Annotated in this window: 14 protein-coding genes and 3 rRNA genes; 9 read left to right on the top strand and 8 right to left on the bottom strand. The window is 70.3% G+C overall.

Annotation, left to right across the window (positions count from 1 at the left end; genetic code table 11):
• Positions 1 to 15: 15 nt before the first annotated feature.
• The 4 genes from rrf to tyrS form a co-directional block, all read right to left on the bottom strand.
• Positions 16 to 132, bottom strand: a 5S ribosomal RNA gene (gene rrf / locus PIR53_19090).
• A 216-nt stretch (positions 133 to 348) separates the two neighbouring features.
• Positions 349 to 3,474 (bottom strand): 23S ribosomal RNA (locus PIR53_19085).
• Between the two features lie 472 nt (positions 3,475 to 3,946).
• Positions 3,947 to 5,472: ribosomal RNA gene (locus PIR53_19080) — 16S ribosomal RNA — on the bottom strand.
• Together the 16S, 23S and 5S rRNA genes form the textbook arrangement of a ribosomal RNA operon.
• 628 nt (positions 5,473 to 6,100) lie before the next feature.
• Positions 6,101 to 7,372, bottom strand: a complete 1,272-nt coding sequence (gene tyrS / locus PIR53_19075; protein ID WZH52106.1) for a tyrosine--tRNA ligase — start codon at positions 7,370 to 7,372, stop codon at positions 6,101 to 6,103.
• A 176-nt stretch (positions 7,373 to 7,548) separates the two neighbouring features.
• Here tyrS and PIR53_19070 point away from each other — a divergent pair, with 176 nt between their 5' ends.
• Positions 7,549 to 8,997, top strand: a complete 1,449-nt coding sequence (locus PIR53_19070; protein WZH52105.1) for an MFS transporter — start codon at positions 7,549 to 7,551, stop codon at positions 8,995 to 8,997.
• 12 nt (positions 8,998 to 9,009) lie between these two features.
• On the opposite strand, the gene PIR53_19065 is transcribed toward PIR53_19070, so the two are convergent.
• On the bottom strand, positions 9,010 to 9,447 hold the full coding sequence (locus PIR53_19065; protein ID WZH52104.1) for a MarR family transcriptional regulator: 438 nt from the start codon (positions 9,445 to 9,447) through the stop codon (positions 9,010 to 9,012).
• Positions 9,448 to 9,457: 10 nt separating this feature from the next.
• Positions 9,458 to 10,468 (bottom strand): ADP-ribosylglycohydrolase family protein, encoded by a 1,011-nt coding sequence (locus PIR53_19060; GenBank protein ID WZH52103.1) that lies wholly within the window; start codon positions 10,466 to 10,468, stop codon positions 9,458 to 9,460.
• Between the two features lie 136 nt (positions 10,469 to 10,604).
• Between PIR53_19060 and PIR53_19055 the strand changes: the two genes are divergently transcribed.
• Positions 10,605 to 11,486 (top strand): bile acid:sodium symporter family protein, encoded by an 882-nt coding sequence (locus tag PIR53_19055; GenBank protein ID WZH52102.1) that lies wholly within the window; start codon positions 10,605 to 10,607, stop codon positions 11,484 to 11,486.
• A gap of 55 nt (positions 11,487 to 11,541) precedes the next feature.
• Positions 11,542 to 12,723 carry a SpoIIE family protein phosphatase gene (locus PIR53_19050; GenBank protein WZH52101.1) on the top strand — a complete coding sequence of 394 codons (1,182 nt, stop codon included), beginning with the start codon at positions 11,542 to 11,544 and terminating at the stop codon, positions 12,721 to 12,723.
• 23 nt (positions 12,724 to 12,746) lie between these two features.
• On the opposite strand, the gene PIR53_19045 is transcribed toward PIR53_19050, so the two are convergent.
• Positions 12,747 to 13,460, bottom strand: coding sequence for a transporter substrate-binding domain-containing protein (locus tag PIR53_19045; protein WZH52100.1), 714 nt, complete (start codon positions 13,458 to 13,460; stop codon positions 12,747 to 12,749).
• A gap of 180 nt (positions 13,461 to 13,640) precedes the next feature.
• On the opposite strand from PIR53_19045, the gene PIR53_19040 reads away from it, so the two are divergent.
• From PIR53_19040 to PIR53_19020, 5 genes are read left to right on the top strand one after another with little or no spacing between them, the layout of a single operon-like run.
• A complete protein-coding gene (locus tag PIR53_19040; GenBank protein ID WZH52099.1) occupies positions 13,641 to 14,690 on the top strand; it encodes a glycosyltransferase in 1,050 nt (349 codons plus the stop codon).
• Positions 14,687 to 15,691, top strand: coding sequence for a glycosyltransferase (locus PIR53_19035; protein ID WZH52098.1), 1,005 nt, complete (start codon positions 14,687 to 14,689; stop codon positions 15,689 to 15,691). The genes PIR53_19040 and PIR53_19035 overlap by 4 nt, the downstream gene beginning before the upstream one ends.
• Positions 15,688 to 16,497, top strand: coding sequence for a galactosyltransferase-related protein (locus tag PIR53_19030; GenBank protein WZH52097.1), 810 nt, complete (start codon positions 15,688 to 15,690; stop codon positions 16,495 to 16,497). The genes PIR53_19035 and PIR53_19030 overlap by 4 nt, the downstream gene beginning before the upstream one ends.
• Positions 16,490 to 17,497 carry a hypothetical protein gene (locus tag PIR53_19025; GenBank protein WZH52096.1) on the top strand — a complete coding sequence of 336 codons (1,008 nt, stop codon included), beginning with the start codon at positions 16,490 to 16,492 and terminating at the stop codon, positions 17,495 to 17,497. Before PIR53_19030 ends, PIR53_19025 begins: the two co-directional genes overlap by 8 nt.
• Positions 17,494 to 18,765, top strand: a complete 1,272-nt coding sequence (locus tag PIR53_19020) for a glycosyltransferase (protein ID WZH52095.1) — start codon at positions 17,494 to 17,496, stop codon at positions 18,763 to 18,765. Before PIR53_19025 ends, PIR53_19020 begins: the two co-directional genes overlap by 4 nt.
• Here the strand turns inward: PIR53_19020 and PIR53_19015 are convergent.
• Positions 18,753 to 19,916 carry a glycosyltransferase family 1 protein gene (locus PIR53_19015; GenBank protein WZH52094.1) on the bottom strand — a complete coding sequence of 388 codons (1,164 nt, stop codon included), beginning with the start codon at positions 19,914 to 19,916 and terminating at the stop codon, positions 18,753 to 18,755. The two genes, PIR53_19020 and PIR53_19015, sit on opposite strands and share 13 nt — an antisense overlap.
• A gap of 17 nt (positions 19,917 to 19,933) precedes the next feature.
• Here PIR53_19015 and PIR53_19010 point away from each other — a divergent pair, with 17 nt between their 5' ends.
• Positions 19,934 to 20,869 (top strand): WcbI family polysaccharide biosynthesis putative acetyltransferase, encoded by a 936-nt coding sequence (locus PIR53_19010; GenBank protein ID WZH52093.1) that lies wholly within the window; start codon positions 19,934 to 19,936, stop codon positions 20,867 to 20,869.
• Positions 20,870 to 20,894: the final 25 nt, after the last annotated feature.

Genomic DNA, 20,894 nt, shown 5'->3' with positions numbered 1-20,894 from the left:
CCTACTAGAAGAAATGTCCGGCGGCGTCCTACTCTCCCACGACCTCTCGATCGCAGTACCATCGGCGCTGAAAGGCTTAACTTCCGGGTTCGGAATGGGACCGGGTGTTTCCCTCTCGCTATGACCGCCGTAACTCTATTGACTTGACACCCACCCGCCCACCACCAACAACCCCCAACAAGGGGCCGTCGATGGTTCGGATGTGCATGGTGTGTTGTCTCAGACACCAGACAGTGGACGCGAACACTCACAAAAAGTTTCTCAATAACGCTTCGGCAGCACACACACAGATTCTGCATGTCCTCTTCACAACACCCCGAACGGGGTTTGTGTGGTGATGATGGCTTGTAAGACAAGCCCTCGGCCTATTAGTACCGGTCGGCTAGGCATCACTGCTGTACACCTCCGGCCTATCAACCCAGTCATCTACTGGGGGCCTTAACCCATCAAGTGGGTGGGAAACCTCATCTTGAAACGTGCTTCCCGCTTAGATGCATTCAGCGGTTATCACTCCCGAACGTAGCTAACCAGCCGTGCCCTTGGCAGAACAACTGGCACACCAGAGGTTCGTCCATCCCGGTCCTCTCGTACTAGGGACAGCCTTTCTCAAGTTTCCTACGCGCGCGGCGGATAGGGACCGAACTGTCTCACGACGTTCTAAACCCAGCTCGCGTGCCGCTTTAATGGGCGAACAGCCCAACCCTTGGGACCTACTCCAGCCCCAGGATGCGACGAGCCGACATCGAGGTGCCAAACCATCCCGTCGATATGGACTCTTGGGGAAGATCAGCCTGTTATCCCCGGGGTACCTTTTATCCGTTGAGCGACGCCGCTTCCACATGCCAGCGCCGGATCACTAGTTCCGACTTTCGTCCCTGCTCGACATGTCTGTCTCACAGTCAAGCTCCCTTGTGCACTTACACTCAACACCTGATTGCCAACCAGGCTGAGGGAACCTTTGAGCGCCTCCGTTACATTTTAGGAGGCAACCGCCCCAGTTAAACTACCCATCAGGCACTGTCCCTGATCCAGATAATGGACCTAGGTTAGACATCTAGTACGACCAGAGTGGTATTTCAACGATGACTCCACCCCAACTGGCGTCGAGGTTTCACAGTCTCCCACCTATCCTACACAAGCCGAACCAAACACCAATACCAAACTATAGTAAAGGTCCCGGGGTCTTTCCGTCCTGCCGCGCGTAACGAGCATCTTTACTCGTAGTGCAATTTCGCCGAGTCCACGGTTGAGACAGCGCCCAAGTCGTTACTCCATTCGTGCAGGTCGGAACTTACCCGACAAGGAATTTCGCTACCTTAGGATGGTTATAGTTACCACCGCCGTTTACTGGGGCTTAAGTTCTCAGCTTCGACACCGAAGTGTCTAACCGGTCCCCTTAACCTTCCAGCACCGGGCAGGAGTCAGTCCGTATACATCGTCTTACAACTTCGCACGGACCTGTGTTTTTAATAAACAGTCGCTTGGGCCTGGTCTCTGCGGCCATCACCGCTACCACCAGCAAGTGGTGTCACGGATCCGGCCCCCCTTCTCCCGAAGTTACGGGGGCATTTTGCCGAGTTCCTTAACCATGGTTCGCTCGATCGCCTTGGTATTCTCTACCTGATCACCTGAGTCGGTTTGGGGTACGGGCGGCTCGTAACTCGCTAGAGGTTTTTCTCGACAGCATAGGATCATCGGCTTCCCCCATACGGGGTCCCCATCAAGTCTCAGGATCGTGATCAAACACAACCACCCGGATTTGCCTAAGTGGTTCCCTACACTCTTAGCCACGGAACAACCATCGCCGTGGTCCGACTACCTTCCTGCGTCACCCCATCACTTGACTAATACCAGCTCGGGTCCCGCGCTACGCCCGCGCGCCTCACCCCGAAGGGATCAGTCACACGGGTTTCGGACGGTTAGCATCACCAGGTTCGTCATGGGCGCTACTTCGCCGGTACGGGAATATCAACCCGTTGTCCATCGACTACGCCTGTCGGCCTCGCCTTAGGTCCCGACTTACCCAGGGCAGATTAGCTTGACCCTGGAACCCTTGATCATTCGGCGCACGTGTTTCTCACACGTGATTCGCTACTCATGCCTGCATTCTCACTCGTGTCGCATCCACGGCTGGATCACTCCGCCGCTTCACCCGCGACACGACGCTCCCCTACCCATCCACACACCCGTTAAGGCTCCTCACTCAAGAGGATGTGAATGCCATAGCTTCGGCGGATGACTTGAGCCCCGCTACATTGTCGGCGCGGAATCACTTGACCAGTGAGCTATTACGCACTCTTTCAAGGGTGGCTGCTTCCAAGCCAACCTCCTGGTTGTCACTGCGACTCCACATCCTTTTCCACTTAGTCACCGCTTAGGGGCCTTAGCTGATGGTCTGGGCTGTTTCCCTCTCGACTACGGAGCTTATCCCCCGCAGTCTCACTGCTACGCTCTCACGCCACGGCATTCGGAGTTTGGTTAACGTCAGTAACCTGGTCGGGCCCATCGGCTATCCAGTGCTCTACCTCCGAGGCGAAACACGTAACGCTGCACCTAAATGCATTTCGGGGAGAACCAGCTATCACGGAGTTTGATTGGCCTTTCACCCCTATCCACAGGTCATCCCCTCCATTTTCAACTGAAGTGGGTTCGGTCCTCCACGCAGTCTTACCCACGCTTCAACCTGCCCATGGATAGATCACTCCGCTTCGGGTCTTGATCGTGCTACTAAGTAGCCCTATTCGGACTCGCTTTCGCTACGGCTTCCCCACACGGGTTAACCTCGCAACACAACGCAAACTCGCAGGCTCATTCTTCAAAAGGCACGCTATCACCCCGACAAGTCAAGGCTCTAACGGATTGTAGGCACACGGTTTCAGGTACTATTTCACTCCCCGCCAGGGGTACTTTTCATCTTTCCCTCACGGTACTTGTCCGCTATCGGTCACCGAGGAGTATTTAGGCTTAACGGGTGGTCCCGCCAGATTCACACGGAATTTCAGGGGTTCCGTGTTACTTGGGAATACGTCCACACAGCCAGAGCTTTACGTCTACGGGGCTATCACCCTCTACGGCCCCACTTTCCAATGGGCTTCGACTTCGACTCTGGTTTCTTACTGTGCGACCGGCCGGCAGACCGATCAAAACGCACCCCACAACCCCACATACGCAACCCCTGCCGGGTATCACACGTACATGGTTTAGCCTCTTCCGCTTTCGCTCGCCACTACTCACGGAATCACTGTTGTTTTCTCTTCCTACCGGTACTGAGATGTTTCACTTCCCGGTGTTCCCTCCACACACCCTATATATTCAGGTGCAGGTAACTGGACATGACTCCAGCTGGGTTTCCCCATTCGGACATCCCCGGATCAACGCTCGGTTGCCAACTCCCCAGGGCTTATCGCAGGCTCCAACGTCCTTCATCGGCTCTCGGTGCCAAGACATCCACCATGTGCCCTTAATAGCTTGTCAAACAAACCACAACACAACACAACCCCCAATCAAAGGGCATATGCTGCGAAAAGAAACGCTGCAAAATCTATCGCAAACTACCAAGCACTATTAATAAGATGCTCGCGTCCACTGTCCAGTTCTCAAACAACACACCCACCAACCCCCCACCACCAACCAACCGGCCAGATGACGGGACAAAGGAGGCAACCCCACCCCTTGAGGAGCAGAGCCCTTGGTACTGAAGTATCACTCGCGTGATCCCTCAGGACCCAACAGTGCGCCACACAGACAAACCCCCACCCCGACAACCCACACCCTCCACACAACACCCCCAGCAAAACCGGGAGCACTGCAGTACTAGCGCGGGACCACCAGAGAAACAGGCAAGTCCTTCATCGACGATTCCACAAAAGAGCCGCCACACAATTAAAGGCCCCCACACCATTGTTGGTGCGAGCAGCACGACGTGTGACTGATAAAAGCTCCTTAGAAAGGAGGTGATCCAGCCGCACCTTCCGGTACGGCTACCTTGTTACGACTTCGTCCCAATCGCCAGCCCCACCTTCGACGGCTCCCTCCCACAAGGGGTTAGGCCACCGGCTTCGGGTGTTGCCGACTTTCGTGACGTGACGGGCGGTGTGTACAAGGCCCGGGAACGTATTCACCGCAGCGTTGCTGATCTGCGATTACTAGCGACTCCGACTTCATGGGGTCGAGTTGCAGACCCCAATCCGAACTGAGACCGGCTTTTTGGGATTCGCTCCCCCTCACGGGATCGCAGCCCTTTGTACCGGCCATTGTAGCATGCGTGAAGCCCTGGACATAAGGGGCATGATGACTTGACGTCATCCCCACCTTCCTCCGAGTTGACCCCGGCAGTCTCCTATGAGTCCCCACCACCCCGAAGGGCGTGCTGGCAACATAGGACGAGGGTTGCGCTCGTTGCGGGACTTAACCCAACATCTCACGACACGAGCTGACGACAGCCATGCACCACCTGTACACCGGCCAAAAGGAGGCCACATCTCTGCAGCTTTCCGGCGTATGTCAAACCCAGGTAAGGTTCTTCGCGTTGCATCGAATTAATCCGCATGCTCCGCCGCTTGTGCGGGCCCCCGTCAATTCCTTTGAGTTTTAGCCTTGCGGCCGTACTCCCCAGGCGGGGCGCTTAATGCGTTAGCTGCGGCACGGAACCCGTGGAATGGATCCCACACCTAGCGCCCAACGTTTACGGTGTGGACTACCAGGGTATCTAATCCTGTTCGCTCCCCACACTTTCGCTCCTCAGCGTCAGGTAATGCCCAGAGAACCGCCTTCGCCACCGGTGTTCCTCCTGATATCTGCGCATTTCACCGCTACACCAGGAATTCCATTCTCCCCTGCATACCTCTAGTCTGCCCGTATCGGAAGCAAGCCAGGTGTTAAGCACCTGGTTTTCACTCCCGACGCGACAAACCGCCTACGAGCCCTTTACGCCCAATAATTCCGGACAACGCTCGGACCCTACGTATTACCGCGGCTGCTGGCACGTAGTTGGCCGGTCCTTCTTCTCCCCTTACCGTCACTTGCGCTTCGTCAGAGGTGAAAGAGGTTTACAACCCGAAGGCCGTCATCCCTCACGCGGCGTTGCTGGATCAGGCTTTCGCCCATTGTCCAATATTCCCCACTGCTGCCTCCCGTAGGAGTCTGGGCCGTGTCTCAGTCCCAGTGTGGCCGGTCACCCTCTCAGGCCGGCTACCCGTCGAAGCCTTGGTGAGCCACTACCTCACCAACAAGCTGATAGGCCGCGAGCACATCCCTCACCACTAAACGCTTTCCACCACACCCCATGCGAGACGTGGTCATATCAAGTATTAGCCGCAGCTTCCCGCGGTTATCCCTGAGTGAGGGGCAGATTACTCACGTGTTACTCACCCGTTCGCCGCTCGAGTACCCCGAAGGGCCTTTCCGCTCGACTTGCATGTGTTAAGCACGCCGCCAGCGTTCGTCCTGAGCCAGGATCAAACTCTCCATTGAAAACAAAACACGAGAAAACCCGTGCTTCAACAATAAACAGAGCCATCTTCCTGACAGAAACAAACACCGACATCCATATAGATATCGATATCATCGTCTCTACCAAAGAAACATCAACCCCACCCAACAACCAACCAAAGCTGGCCACCAAGCAGAGCCGACGAGGCAAAAACAAACAAACTAATTCGTCGACTTATATGACACACTGTTGAGTTCTCAAGAATCACACGCGCACCGCTTTGCTGAGGTTTCCCTCAGCCCCTCGGGGCTAACGAGGTGGAACATTACCGGAGAATTTCCCAGATGCAAACTCGGGGTTTTTCTCCGATTCACCGCATACTTAGTAAGCCTCTTTATCGGCTGGTTTCGCACGCAGCGATCCCGGCCTCTTCCGAGGCTTGCTCAGTTTGTGGTGGTTGCCCCTGCCGGGAGCCCGGCCTCTCGGCCTTGCTCCCCGTCGCGTTCGGGGCAACGAGGAAGAACATTACGTCCGGACGACGGGACGGTCAACTCGGGGCGACGTGACCTGGGCCACGTGTCCTTGACGGCCCCCGTACAGGCCCTCGGAGGGCCCGGAACGCAGCGTGGGCCCGCCGTTCGGCGGGCCCACGCGGGCGACGTACGTCGGTCAGACCAGCTCGACGCCGGCCAGGTTCTTCTTCCCCCGGCGCAGCACGAGCCATCCCCCGTCGAGGGCGTGCTCCGGTCCCGGCACGAGGTCGGGGTCGGTGACGCGCTCGTTGTTGAGGTAGGCCCCGCCCTCCCCCACGGTGCGCCGGGCCTCCCCCTTGCTCTTCGCCAACCCGGCGGCGACCAGCAGGTCGACGATGGCGAGCCGGCCCTCACCGGCAGGAGCCGTGACGGCCCCCGCCTCGCGCAGGGCCGCACCCAGCGTCGTACCGGGGAGAGCGGTCAGGTCGCCGCCGCCGAAGAGGGCGGCGGAGGCCGCCTCGATGCGGGCGGTCTCCTCGGCGCCGTGCACGAGCGTGGTCACGTGGGCGGCGAGCGCCTTCTGCCCCAGACGCAGGTAGGGCTTCTCCGCGCTCTCGGCCTCGAGGGTCTCGATCTCCTCGTGGTCGAGGAAGGTGAACACCCGCAGGAGCTCCCCGACCTTGGCGTCCTCGACGTTGAGCCAGAACTGGTAGAAGGCGTAGGGCGACAGCATCTCGGGGTCGAGCCAGAGGGCGCCGCCCTCCGACTTGCCGTACTTCGTGCCGTCCGCCTTCGTAATGAGCGGCGTGGAGAACGCGTGGACGTGCCCCCCGTCGGCGCGACGCACCAGCTCGACGCCGCCGGTGAGGTTGCCCCACTGGTCGGAGCCGCCGAACTGCAGCGTGATCCCGTGGTCGCGGTAGAGGTTCAGGTAGTCCATCGACTGCAGCAGCACGTAGCTGAACTCCGTGAAGCTGATGCCCGACTCCAGCCGGCGCTTCACCGTCTCGCGCGCCAGCATCCGGTTGACCGGGAAGTGCTTGCCGATGTCCCGCAGGAAGTCGATCGTCGAGAGCGACGCCGTCCAGTCGTGGTTGTTCACCATCGTCGCCGCGTTCGGCCCGTCGAAGTCGAGGAAGCGCTCGAGCTGCGCCCGCAGCCGCTCCACCCACTCCTTGACGGTGTCAGCGCTGTTGAGCGTGCGCTCCCCGGAGTCACGGGGGTCGCCGATGAGCCCGGTGGCTCCGCCCACCAGCAGGTACGGCGTGTGGCCCGCCTCCTGGAGACGCCGTGCGGTGAGGATCTGCACCAGGTTGCCCAGGTGCAGGCTGGGGGCGGTCGGGTCGAAGCCCACGTAGTAGCGGACGCTGCCCGTGCCCAGGTGCTCGTGGAGGGCGTCACGATCCGTGGAGTTCGCGACGAGACCGCGCCACTCCAGGTCGTCGAGGACGTTCGCGTGCGTGGACAACCGGCTGCCTCTCTCTCACGCCCGGTCGACGCCGGGCGGACGGCCGTCCCTCGGCCGGGGCTCAGTCTGCCCCATCGCCCCCACCTGGGGCCGTGACGAGCACCTCGTGGACCGGAATAGTTGCCGACAGCAAGCATGTGTACGGTACAACCCGCTACCGTCATCGAGGAGAGAACGTGTCCCACCCCGACCGCACGACCGGCCGCGGCCCCTTGGCCGCCGTCGTCGTGCTCTGCTTCGGCGGCCTGTCCGCCGCCCTGACCCAGACCCTCGTCATCCCGATCCAGTCCGAGCTGCCCGGCCTCCTCGGCACGAGCGCCGCGAACGCGGCGTGGGTCGTCACCATCACCCTGCTGGCCGGCGGGGTCGCGATGCCCGTCGCCGGACGCATCGCGGACCTCGTGGGCAAGCAGCGGGTGCTCGTCGCCTCCGCGGGCGTGCTCGTCCTGGGGTCCCTCGTCTGCGCGCTCTCCGACTCCCTCGCCCCGGTGCTCGCCGGACGAGCGCTGCAGGGCATCGCCATGGGCTTCATCCCCGTCGGCATCTCCCTGATGCGCGAGGTCACCCCGCCGCACCTCACCGGCACGGCGACGGCCGCGATGAGCGCGACGCTGGGCGTGGGCGGTGCGATCGGGCTCCCGCTCTCGGCCTGGATCGTCGAGGTGGGCGACTGGCACACCCTCTTCTGGGTGGCCAGCGGGATCTCCGTCGTGGTCCTGGTCCTGACGTGGGCCCTCGTGCCGCACGTGCACGACGCCCGGGGCGGCCGTCTCGACGTGCCGGGGGCCGTGGGCCTGGCGATTGGGCTCGTGTCGCTGCTGGTCGGCATCTCCAAGGCCACCAGCTGGGGCTGGGGCGACGCCCGCACCCTGGGCGCCATCCTGGCCGGCGTCGTCGTGCTCCTCGCGTGGGGCGCCTTCGAGCTGCGCCAGGACGACCCGCTGGTCGACCTGCGCACCAGTGCTCGCCTCCCCGTCCTCATGACGAACGTGGCGGCCGTCGCGATCGGCTTCGGCATGATGGCCCAGTCGATCGTCGTCCCCCAGCTGCTCCAGCTGCCCTCCCTCACGGGCTACGGGCTCGGCCAGAGCATCCTGGCGGCCGGCCTCTGGATGGCGCCCGCGGGCCTGATGATGATGGTGTTCGCGCCGATCTCGAGCCGGATGATGGGCAGCCTCGGGGCGAAGAAGACGCTCATGACGGGCGCGCTCGTGCTGGGGCTGGGCTACGTGGCGGCGCTCTTCCTCATGGACGCCCCGTGGCAGCTGCTCATCGCGTCGTGCATCTCCTCGGCGGGCGTCGGCATCGGCTACGCCGCGATGCCCACCCTGATCCTCGACGCTGCACCCCCGCGCGAGGCGGCCGCCGCGGTGGGCCTGAACTCCCTCATGCGCTCGCTCGGCACGACGCTCGCCGCCGCGGTCATGGGCACGATCCTCACCAGCAGCACGACGTCGTTCGGTCCCGGCGTCGAGCTCCCCGCGCTGAGCGCCTTCCAGTGGTGCTTCGCCGCCGGAGCCGTGGCCGCCGCCCTGGGCGTCGCGCTGGCCGCGTTCATCCCGGCCCGCGACGACGCGACGACGGTCCAGCCCGCGCCGCCGGTCCCCGCGGGCGACCGCGCCTGACGCACCGGCGCCTCAGACGTCGCCGTGCGCGCGGTCGAGCGCGTCGTTGAACCTCCGGAGCTCCTCCGCGAGGCCGGCGGCGCGCTCGGCCCCCACCTCCTCCACGGCGGCGCCCCACACCCGGGCGCGGGCGGCGACGTCGTTCCGGTACGCCGCGAGCCCCGCCTCCGTCGGACGCACGTGCCGGCTGCGCAGGTCGGCGTCGGCGCCCCGCGCGACCAGCCCCCGCGCCACCGCGGCGCTGACCTGACGGCTCACCGTGGACCGCTCCAGCTGCAGGTCCTCCGCCAGCGCGGACAGGCTCAGCGGACCCCGCTCGACCAGGCGCCAGAGGATGCGGAACGCCGAGTAGTCGAGCACCGCCCCGTCGTACGTCGTGGAGCGGCGCGCCGCGAGCCGCATGACCTCCACGCCGAGGCAGCGCAGCAGCTCGTCCTCGGTGCGTCCCACCTCCGCCACCCTAGCGGCCGTCGGGCCCGGGGACCCCGTGGCGGACCGCGCTCCGCGCGAGCCCGACGAGGCGCCCGGCGTCGACGCCCGACGCCGGACCGTTGCCAGGCCACCCGTGCAGGAGGCGGGTCCACGCGTCCGGTACGGCCGCCGCACCCCACCGGGCACCGAGGAGCGCGCCGGCGATGGCGGCCACGGTGTCGGTGTCGCCCCCGATCCGGATCGCCGTGCCGAGCGCGTGCTGCAGGTGGTCGGCGGGCCGGTCCACGGGGACCGGCGTCTGCACCACGGACGACCACGCCGCCTGGAGCGCGCCGCCCGCCCAGGAGTTGCTCGTGAACGTGCGCGGGGGCTGCGCCTCCGCCTCGTCCAGCATCGCCGACCAGCGGCGCCGCGCGTCGTCCGGGAGGTGCCGCAGCTCCGACCGGGCGTCGTCGAGGGTGCCCTCCAGCACCGCGTGCCGCACGAGGAGGCACCAGGCGGCGGCCGCCTCCCCGGCGAGAGGGTCGTGGTGGGTCAGCGCGCTGACGGCGTACGCCGCGGTGACCAGCGCCGCCGGGTCGTCCAGGTGCGCGAGGGCCACGGGGCCGGTGCGCATGAGGGAGCCGTTGCCGGCCGAACGTCCCGTCCGCGCGTGCACGGCGTCGGCGGCCGCGCGCATGGTCGCCGCCGACGGGTGCCGGCCCGCCGCCTCCAGCACGGCGCGCGTCTGGATGCCGACGTCGGGCGGGTTCGCGGCGTACCAGTCGGCGAAGCGCTGCGCGACCCGGTCGAGGGCGGCCTCGGTGCGCAGGTCGGCCCCGGTGGCCGCGACCTCCGCGATGGCGACGGCCTGGGCGGTGTCGTCGGTCCACTCTCCGGGTGCGAAGCCGCCGAGGCCGCCGCCGATCATGCGCGGCGCCTCGTCGGGCGCGGGCAGGGGCGCGGAGTCGAACTCGTACCCCGCCCCCAGCGCGTCGCCCGCGGCACTCGCGAGCAGCACCCCCGCGGCGCGGTCGATCTGGTCGGGCGTCAGGTCCATCCGATCCTCCTCGGGCGTGGTGCGGCTCCGGCCACCGTAGCATTAATTGTCTTTACGACATTAAAGAGCTTGGCGACAGAGCGATGTGACCCGTGCCACAGTGCACCTCCACCGCGCACCCGAGGAGGGCCCCCGGATGAACGACTCGCTCCTGACCATCGGCCTGCCGATCGCGCTCGCCGTCATCATGTTCGGCCTCGGCCTGACCCTGACGGTCGGCGACTTCCTCCGCATCGGCCGCGACCCCAAGCCGGTCGTGCTGTCGCTCGGGGCCCAGCTGCTCCTGCTGCCCGTGATCTGCTTCGGCCTCGTGCTCGCGTTCGACCTCGAGCCGCTGCTGGCCGTGGGGATGATGCTGCTGGCGGCCTCGCCGGGCGGCACGACGGCCAGCCTGTTCTCCCACCTCTTCCGCGGCGACGTCGCCCTCAACATCACGTTGACGGCGGTCAACTCCCTCATCGCGATCGTGACGCTGCCCCTGGTGGTCAACCTCGCGCTCGGCTACTTCGAGCCCGGGGGGCCCGACAGCCTCGGTCTCCAGTTCGGCAAGACGCTGCAGGTGTTCGCGATCGTGCTCGTCCCGGTCCTCGTCGGCATGACCGTGCGTCACCGGGCCCCGGCGTTCGCCGAGCGCGCCGACCGCCCGGTGCGCATCGCGTCGGCGGTGGTGCTCGTCGTGGTCATCGTCGGCGCGCTGCTCGCCGACGACGACGTGGACGAGTACCTCGCCCAGGTCGGCGTCGTGACGGCGCTCTTCTGCGCGATCAGCCTCGCGCTGGGCTACCTGATCCCGCGGGCGGCGGGGATCGACGCGCGCCAGTCGCTCTCGTCGTGCTTCGAGGTGGGCCTCCACAACAGCACGCTCGCCATCACCGTCGCCCTCAGCGTGCTGGGCAACGAGACGCTCGCGGTGCCGGCCGCCGTCTACGGCGTGCTGATGTTCCCCCTCGCCGTGGTGGCCGGGGTGGTGCTGCGCCGACGGGTCGCGCGGGAGCCGGAGCCGGCGCGGATGGCCTAGTCTTCCGGGGTGGTGTAGACCTCGCCGCGACGATCCCCCTCCCGAGGCTGCCCCCATGACCTCCTCCCTCGACGGCCCTGTCGCCGTGGCGGACGGCGCCGACGACTCCCTCGAGTCCGCGCTCGAGCGCGTCCGCACGCTCATGGACGCGCACACCGCGACCGTGCTCCTGCTCGACGAGCCGTCCGGCAAGCTGCGCCCCGCCGCCGCCATCGGGTTCGGCCGCCGCTGGCGCACCGCGTCCCACGTGGCGCTCGGCCAGGGCTTCGCCGGCCGCATCGCGGCCACCCGCCGCGCCCAGGTCGTCGACCTCGCGCCGGGGGCCGCGGTCGTCAACCCGCTGCTCCTCACGAGCGGGGTGGCCACCCTCCTCGGCGTACCGCTGCTGGCCGGGGCGAAGCTGCTCGGGGTGGTGCACGTCGGCTACCTCGAGCGCCGCTCCTTCAGCGACGAGGACGTGGCCGACCTCGAGCTCGCCGCGGCGAGCGTCGTGCGCACGATCGAGACCCGCGACGCCCAGGACGCGCACCTGTCGGCCCTCGTGCTGCAGCGCAGCTTCCTGCCGACGCTCCGCGACGTCGACGGCCTCCAGCTCGCGGCGCGCTACCTGCCGGCGGACGGCGACTTCGGCGGGGACTGGTACGACGTGTTCCCGCTGCCCGGCGGCCGCCTCGGCGTGGTGATGGGCGACGTCATGGGGCACGGCCTCCAGGCGTCGATCGTCATGGGCCGACTGCGCAGCGTGCTCCGGGCGCACGCCCTCGAGGAGGACGACCCGGCCACCGTGCTCCGGCTGCTCGACCGCACGCTGTGCCACTACGAGGAGGGGACGACGGCGACGGTGCTCTACGCCGTGACCGCCCCGCCGTTCGCCGAGCTGCGCGTGAGCAACGCCGGGCACCCGCCGCCGGTGCGCGCCCGGACCGGCGGGGTCGAGCCCGCCGGCATCGAGCCCGACCCGCTCCTGGGGTTCGACCCGGACGCCCGGCGCACGACGACGACGCTGCAGCTGGCGCCCGGCGAGGCGCTGGCCCTGTTCACCGACGGACTGGTCGACCTGCCGGCCCACGCCGACGGGGCGGACCCCTACTGGGAGCGGCTCGCGCTCATCGGCCGGGCGTTCTCCGCGGACGACCACCCCGAGACCGCGTGTACCCGGATCCTCGCGGAGACCGTCGGCGACGACGGCACCGAGGACGACGTCGCCCTCCTCGTGCTCCGTCGCCCGCCCTCCTGAGGGGCGGGCTCCCCGCGGGGGAGTCAGGCGGGGACGGTGGCGACCTGGCCGGCCCGCTCGAGGCTCGCGGCGACGAAGCCCGCGGCCTTGAGCTCGGCCACGACGCCGTCGACCTCCGCCGCGGTCGCGTCGGAGACGGTTCGGGGCAGCGCGACGGCCTGGCTGATCTGCTGGAACGCCGGCTCGAGGACGCGGAGGCCGTGCTCCGCGGCGTACGCCTCGACGGGTTGCCGCACCCCGGCCAGCACGTCGAGGCCCTGCTCCTCGAAGACCTCGTGGGCCTCGTCGCCGCGCACGATGGTCGCGGCGGTCAGGGTGCGGGTGAGGTAGAGGTCGTAGGCCGACCCGCGGCGCACGCCGATCGTCGTGCCCGCGGCGTCCACCTCGGCGCTGCTCGTCACGAAGGCGTCGGGCCGCACCGCGTGGACCCCCTCGATCTGCACGTAGGGGACGGTGAACCGCACGCCCTCCTCGCGGGCCGGCTCGACGGCGAGGAAGCCGAGCCGGGCGCGGCCCTCGACGAGCGCCGCGTAGGCCTCGCGGGCGGCGCCCACGGGCAGCAGCTCGACCTCCACGCCGAGCCGACGGGCCACCTCGTGCGCGATGTCGACGGTCACCCCGGTCGGCGCCTCCGGCGTGCCCTGCACCAGGACCGGGTTGCCGAGGTTGAGCACGACGCGGAGCACCCCGTCGGGCGCCAGCTCGCGGACGACGTCGTCCGTGGAGGGAGAGCTCATGCCCGGCAGCCTAGGCAGGCGCTCCCACCCCCCACCCGCTCCCCCGCCGGGCGACGCCGGGCGAGGAGACGGGGGTCACGCGGCTACCGGCACGGACATCGGGTACCGCCCGGTGCAGGGCCCACTCCCGGCCCCGTTCCACGACGACGAGAGGACATGGGACACGACGTGAGGATCTGCGTGGTCGCATCGAGCCGATTCCCCCTGGCAGAACCGTTCGCCGGCGGGCTCGAGGCCCACAGCCACCAGCTGGTGCTGGAGCTGCGGCGCCGCGGTCACGAGGTGGTCGTGTTCGCCGCACCGGGCTCCGACGCCGCGCTCGGGGCGACGGCACTCCCGGTGCAGCCCTTCGTCGCGACCCCCGAGGCCCGGGCCGACGTCGCCGCCCCGCCCGAGCGCTGGATGGAGGAGCACCACGCCTACCTCGACCTCATGCTGAGCCTGCGGGACGCGGACGTCGACGTCATCCACAACAACAGCCTCCACCACCTCCCCATCGCGCTCTCGCCGCTCGTCGGGGCCCCGGTCGTCACGACGCTGCACACCCCGCCGCTCCCCTGGCTCGAGTCGGCGATCCGGTTCGCGTCCCCCCGCTCGCGCTTCATCGCCGTGAGCGCCGCCATGGCCGCCGGCTGGGCGCCGACCACGGACTCCGTCGTCGTGCCCAACGGGATCGACCCGTCGCGCTGGCGCGTCGGCCCCGGGGGGCCACGGGCGGTCTGGGTGGGTCGGCTCGTGCCCGAGAAGGCCCCGCACCTGGCGATCGCCGCAGCCCGGCGGGCCGGGATCGGGCTCGACCTGGTGGGACCGATCGGGGACCAGGGGTACGTCGCGCGCGAGGTCGCGCCGTACCTGGGTGAGCAGGTGCGTCACGTCGGGCACCTCGCCCACCGCGACCTCGACGTCGTGCTGGGGCAGGCCGCGGTCGCGGTGGTGACGCCCGCGTGGGACGAGCCGTTCGGCCTCGTCGCCGTCGAGGCCATGGCCGCCGGGACGCCCGTCGCCGCGTTCGCCCGCGGCGCCCTCGCGGAGATCGTCGACGCCGACTCGGGCCGGCTCGCCCCGGCCGACGACGTCGACGCGCTCGCCGAGGCGATGCACGCGGCCGCGCGCCTCGACCGCCGGCGGGTGCGGCACCGGGTGGAGGCCGCGTTCTCGCTGGGGGCGATGGTGGACGCCTACGAGCAGGTGTACGCCGAGGCCGTCACCGCCCTGCCGGCCGCCGCGTGAGCGCGGGGCTGCGCGTCGGCTGGTACGTCCACCACCACGGGCACGGCCACCTGCACCGTGCGCTCGCGGTCGCGGGCGTGCTGGCCGCGGGCGGCGCCGAGGTGACCCTGCTCGGCTCGCGCCCGGCCGAGGTGCACCCCGCGGTCGCGGCGTGGATCGAGCTGCCCCGCGACGACGACGGCGACCCACGCGCGGTCACCGCGAACGGCACGCTGCACTGGGCGCCGCGGCACCACGACGGACTGCGCGCCCGGATGCACGCGATCTCCGCCTGGATCGCCGCGACGCGGCCCGACGTGGTGGTCTGCGACGTCTCGCAGGAGGTCGCGCTGCTCTGCCGGCTCCACGGCGTGCCGGTCGTCTCCGTCGTGCAGCCCGGCGACCGGTCGGACGCCCCCCACCTGACCGGCCTGCGGGCCGCCGACGTGCTCGTCGCATGCTGGCCCGCCGCGGCCGGGATGCTCGTCTCGGGGCTGCCCCCGGAGGTCGCCGCGCGCGTCGTGCCCGTGGGCGGCCTCTCCCGCTTCCCGGTCGTCGCCGAGCCCCGGGGCCGGGGCGACGACGTCCTCGTGCTCGGCGGCTCCGGCGGCGACGCGTGGACCGCCGACCAGCTCGCCGCGCTGCGCCGCGACGTCGGCCGCCCCGTGCGCGAGCTCGGTGGCGCGGGTGCCTGGGACCCCGACCCGGCGGCGGCCCTCGCCGCCGCGGCCGTCGTCGTCGTGCACGCCGGGCAGAACGCGCTGGCGGAGGTCGCGGCCGCCCGCGTGCCGGCGATCGTGGTGCCCGCCGCGCGCCCCCACGACGAGCAGCACGCCACCGCCCGCGCGCTGGCCGCGGGCGGCTGGCCGGTGCGGGTGCTCCCCGCGCTCGAGCACGAGGACTGGGCCGCGCTCGTGGCCGAGGTGGCCGCCCTGGACGGACGGCGCTGGGCCGGCTGGTGCGACGGCGGCGCCGCCACCCGCTTCGCCGACGTGGTGCGCGCGGCCGGGGGCCGGCGATGACCCGCACCGCGGTGCTCACCGTCGTGCACGGCCGGGCCGACCACCTCGCCGCGCAGGAACGCTCGCTGGCCGCCGGGACGCACGCCCCCGACGTACGGGTGGTCGTGGCGCTCGGGGACCCCGACCTCACCGGGCCCGACGTCGTCCCCCTGCCTGCCGACCCCACCGCCCTGCCGCTGGCGGCGGGGCGCAACCTCGCCGCGCGCACGGCGCTCGAGCGGGGCGCCGACGTGCTCGTGTTCCTCGACGTCGACTGCATGGTCGGGGCGGGCGCGGTCGCGGCGTACGCGGCGGCGGCGGCGGAGCACCGCGGGACCGTCTGGTCGGGGCCGGTCACCTACCTGCCCGCCGAGGCACGGCCCTACCGGCTGGACGACCTGCCCCGCCTCGACGCACCCCACGCCGCCCGCCCCGCGCCGGCACCCGGCGAGCGGGTGGCCGAGGACCGCTGGGAGCTGTTCTGGTCGCTGTCGTTCGCCCTGCACCGGGACGCGTGGGAGGCGAGCGGGGGGTTCGACGAGGCCTACGCCGGCTACGGCGCCGAGGACACCGACTTCGGGCAGCGCTGCGCCCGCGCCGGGCTCGACCTGCGCTGGGACGGCGCCGCGCGGGCCTACCACCAGCACCACCCGGTCTCCCGGCCGCCGGTGGAGCACGCGGCCGACATCGTGCGCAACGGCCGGGTGTTCGCGGAGCGCTGGGGCTGGTGGCCCATGGCGGGATGGCTGGAGCAGATGGCGGACCTCGGTGTCGTGCGACGTCGGGACGACGGATGGGAGCTGGTGGACGGAGATGGGCGTGGGTGACCTGCCGGTGACGCTGGCGCTCGGCGACGAGGCGCACGGAGTGACCCGCTTCGCGCTCGAGGTGGCCCGGTGGACCGACGCGCCGGTGGCGCGGACGGCCGAGGACCTGCCGCCCGGCAGCCGGGTGCACCTGCACGTGACCGACCGCGTGCTGGGTCGCGACCCCGCCGCCGCGGCCCGCGCGGCGGAGGCGCTCGGGAGGCGCCACGACCTCACGGTGACGTTGCACGACGTGCCGCAGCCCACCGACGGGGAAGCGTTCCTGCGCCGGGTGGAGTGCTACCGCGCCGTGCTCGGCGCGGCCACGGGCTGGGTGGTCAGCTCCCACCACGAGCGGGTGCTCGTCGAGCGCTGGTGCCACCCGCGCTCCGCCGGGCACGTCGTGCCGCTGCCGGTGGTGCCGCTGCCGGTGGTGCCGCGCTCCGGGGTCCCGGTGGAGGGTGCGGCGATCGGCGCGCTGTCGGTCGGCGTCTTCGGCTTCGTCTATCCGGGCAAGGGCCACGCCGAGGCGCTCGCCGCGATCGCGGCGCTCCCCCCGTCCCCCACGCGGGGGCCGGTCGAGCTCCGGGTGCTCGGCGCCGCCGCGGCCGGGCACGCGGCCGACCTGGACGCGCTGGTACGGCGCGGGCGCGACCTCGGCGTACGCGTGCGCGTCACGGGCCGGGTGCCCGAGGCCGACGTGGCGGCCGCGCTGCGGGACGTCACCGTGCCCGTGGTGGCGCACCGGAACGTCTCGGCGTCGGGCAGCCAGAACTCGTGGATCGCCGCCGGGCGGCGACCGCTCGTGCGGGACGGGGTCTACGCCCGCGAGATGGCCGGCCTGCGGCCCGGCACGACGACGCCGTTCACCGACGCGGACCTCGCGACCGCCGTCGCATCGGCGCTGGAGGACCCGGCGACGACGTGGCTGACCGCCGGGGCGTCGCTCGGACCGGGGCCGGCCGAGGTGGCCGCGGCCTACCGCCGCTGGTGGCGCGGGGTCGCGGAGGAGGCCGCGTGACCCCGCCCCCCTGGGGCACGACCGTCCCGGGCAACCGCTGGGACCTGGTGACGGCCGCGGCGCCCCGGCGGACCGTCAGCGTCGTGGTGCCCCACTTCGAGCAGCCCGAGCAGCTGGCGCGCACGCTGCGCGCGCTGGACGCCCAGACGGTGCCCCCCGACGAGGTGCTGGTCGCGGACGACGGCTCAGCCGTGCCGCCCGTCGTGCCGACCGGGGTGCGGCTCCTGCGCCAGGAGGACCGCGGCTTCCGTGCGGCGGCGGCGCGGAACCTGGCGGCGGCGTCCGCCTCCGGCGACCTGCTCGTCTTCCTCGACGCCGACACCACGCCCGAACCGCGGTTCCTCGAGGAGCTGACCCGTCTGCCCGGGCACCTCCCCGAGCTGGTCGCCGTCGGACGCCGGCGGCACGCGACGCTCGAGGGACTGCCCGCCGACGCCCCCCTCCCCCCGCCCGCCGCCCGGCACCTGGACGAGCCGGCGTGGCTCGCGGACGCCCACGCCCACAGCCGCGACCTCCTCGACGCGGACGCGACGAGCTTCCGGTTCGTCATCTCCGCCGTGCTCGCCTGCTCGCGGTGGTGGTTCGAGGAGCTGGGCGGCTTCGACGCGACGTTCGTGGGCTACGGCGGCGAGGACTGGGAGCTCGCGCACCGCTCCTGGCTCGCCGGCGGGCTCCTGGCGCACGTGCCGACGGCCGTGGCCTGGCACGATGGCCCCGACGCCGGCGCCGCCCCGCGCACGGCCGACGCCGGCACGGCGGAGGCGACCGGGGTGGCGGACCGCGTCGGCGTGCCGGGCGTGGCGTGGCGCGGACTCCTGCGCGGCCCGGCGGACGTGGTGGTCGACCTCCCCGCGGCGCTGACCCCCACGGAGCTGCTCGTCACCGTCGACGCGCTCCTCGCCGCGGTGCCCCGGGCCCGGGTGCTGCTCGACGAGGCGCAGCGGCGGGTGGTCGGGGCGGACCCGCGGGTGCACGACAGCGGAGCGGCGGCGGGCCTGCTCGCGTCGGCGCGGCTCCACGTGCGGCTCCGCGAGGGCGTGGTGGGCGATCCCGCGGCGTACGAGGCCCTGCTGGGGGCCGTCGACGGCTCCTGCGCGACGTGGGTGGTGAACGACGGCGCCGCCGAGGTGCGGGACCTGCGGCTGCACCGCCGCGCGGCGCGGTGGGACCGCGCCGACCTCCTCGGGACCGGTCACGTCGAGGTGGTCGGGTTGCGCCGTCTGCCGGTCGACGCGCGGCTCGACGCGCACCTGGGTCAGTGGCTGTGAGCGCGCTCCGCGGAACTGCGGGTCGTCGCGCTGCGGACGGCGCGCGCGTAGACCGCGTCGTGCGCGGCGGCGACCTCCTGGCGCTGCCGTCGGCGCTCGTCGACGGTGAGCGGCGGACGGGGTCCGCGGGCGCGGACGTCCTCGAGCGCGGCGACGAGGGACCCGACGTCGACGGTCCCGTCCTCGGCGTGGCGGTAGAGGTCGACGGGGCCCTGGTCGGCGTAGTGGCCGAGGTCGGGGACCAGCACGTCGGTGCCGAGGTCGCGGCACATCTCGAGCCAGCCGGAGTGGGTGCCGAAGCGGTAGGGCAGCACGGACACGTCGAGGTCGACGAGCTGGGCGTGGAGGGCCGTGTCGTCGAGGTAGTCGTGGACGCGCACGTCGACGCCGGGCACGGTCGCGGCCCTCGCGAGGAGGTCGACCACGGCCGGATCGTGCCGCGGGTGCGTCGGGGCGAGCACCTCGCGGTGGACGGCGACCTCCAGCGTCGTGCCCGGCACCGCCGGCACCGCCGCGAGCAGGCCCTCCAGCACGGGGACCGCCGCGACGTTGGGCCGGAGGCTCTTGAGGCTGACGCCCACGCGGACGGGGTCACCCGGCCGCCGCGGACGCCGACGGGCCTCCCAGGCGGGCATCTCGTCGAGCGGCACGACGTGGGGGTGCGGCACGACGACCGGCGTGCGGCCCCAGCGGCGCGCGACCTCGGCGGCGGCGCCCGGGGTGAGGGTGACGAGCTCGTCCGCGGCCGCGACGAGCACCTCGAGCTGGGCGAGGTGCGTCGTGCGGTCGGTGAGGTGGGGGTTGTGGAGGTCGTGCACGGTGAGCACGAGCGCCCGCCCGACGCGCCGCAGGGTCGCCACCAGCTCCTCGAGCTGCGCCGGGGTGCGGCCCTCGAAGCCGAAGTGCACGTGGAGGACGTCGGCGGTCACCTGCTCCGTGCGGGCGGCGTCGAGCAGCACCGGCGGCCACCAGTGGCCCGTCGGCACCCCGTGCTCGTCCACACCGGGCGGGTCGTCGAGGCGCACCGGCCCGGGCCGGTCGAGGGGAGCGAGATGACGGACGTAGGCGTGGTCCGCCGGGACGGACGCGACGACGACCTCCCGGACGGGGCTCGGGCTCGGGTCGGGAGCGCGGTCGGGCGTGGCGGTCACGGACCCAGGTGTACCCGATGAGCCGCAGCGAGGCCGAGCAGCGGCACTACGCCGCGTTCCACGAGCTCGCGGTGCGGGTGGACGACGCGCCCGCGGACGGTCCGGAGCCCACCGACCCGGCGCTCCCCCAGCTCGTCGTGATGGGCAACTGCCAGGCGGAGTCGCTGCGCCTGCTGCTCCGCGGGACGGACGTGCGCACCGTCCGCATCCCCCCGGCCCACGAGCTCACCGCCGACGACGTGCCGCGGTTGCAGCGCCTGCTCGCCCGGACCGACCTCTTCGTGAGCCAGCCGATCGGCGAGGGCTACCGCGGCCTGCCGATCGGCACCGACCAGCTGCGCGAGCACCTGCCCGCCGACGCGCGTACGGCGCTGGTGACCCCGATCCGCTACCACGGCCTCCACCCGTGGCACGTCGTGGCGCACCCGCCCGGCCTGGAGGACCCGGACCCGCAGGTCGTGGCCTACCACGACCTGCGGGTGCTGACGGGGCGCTCCGGAGGCCGGGCCGAGCCGCCGCCGGGCGCCGTCGAGGAGGTCGGTCGGCGCTCGGTCGCGGAGCTGGAGCGGCGCGAGGCCCTGCACGGTTCCGTGGTGGTCTCGGACCTGTTCGCGACCCCGCGGCGGGACATGATGCGGACGGTCAACCACCCCGGCAACAGCATCCTCGAGCCGGTGGCCACCCGCCTGCGCGAGGCGCTCGGGCTCGCCGCGGCCCCGCCCGGGCTGCGGCGGCCGGTGCTCGACGCGGTGCACGCGCCGGTCGAGGCGCCGGTGGTCGAGGCCTGGGGCCTCGACGGCGACCCGGAGCCCGACTGGCGGGTGCGGGGCGAGCGGGTCCCCGCGGCGTACGTCGCGGTCGAGCACGCGGCGTTCTACCAGCGCCGCCCGGCCGTCGCCACGCTGCTGCGGCGGAGGTTCGCCGACCTGATCGAGGTGCTGGGGCTGGGGTGAGGCACGACACGGCCCGGCCCCCGTC

It is taken from the genome of Nocardioides alkalitolerans (genome assembly GCA_038184435.1).
GTDB classification, from domain to species: domain Bacteria; phylum Actinomycetota; class Actinomycetes; order Propionibacteriales; family Nocardioidaceae; genus Nocardioides; species Nocardioides alkalitolerans_A.
This window is presented reverse-complemented; position numbering and strand designations above follow the sequence as displayed.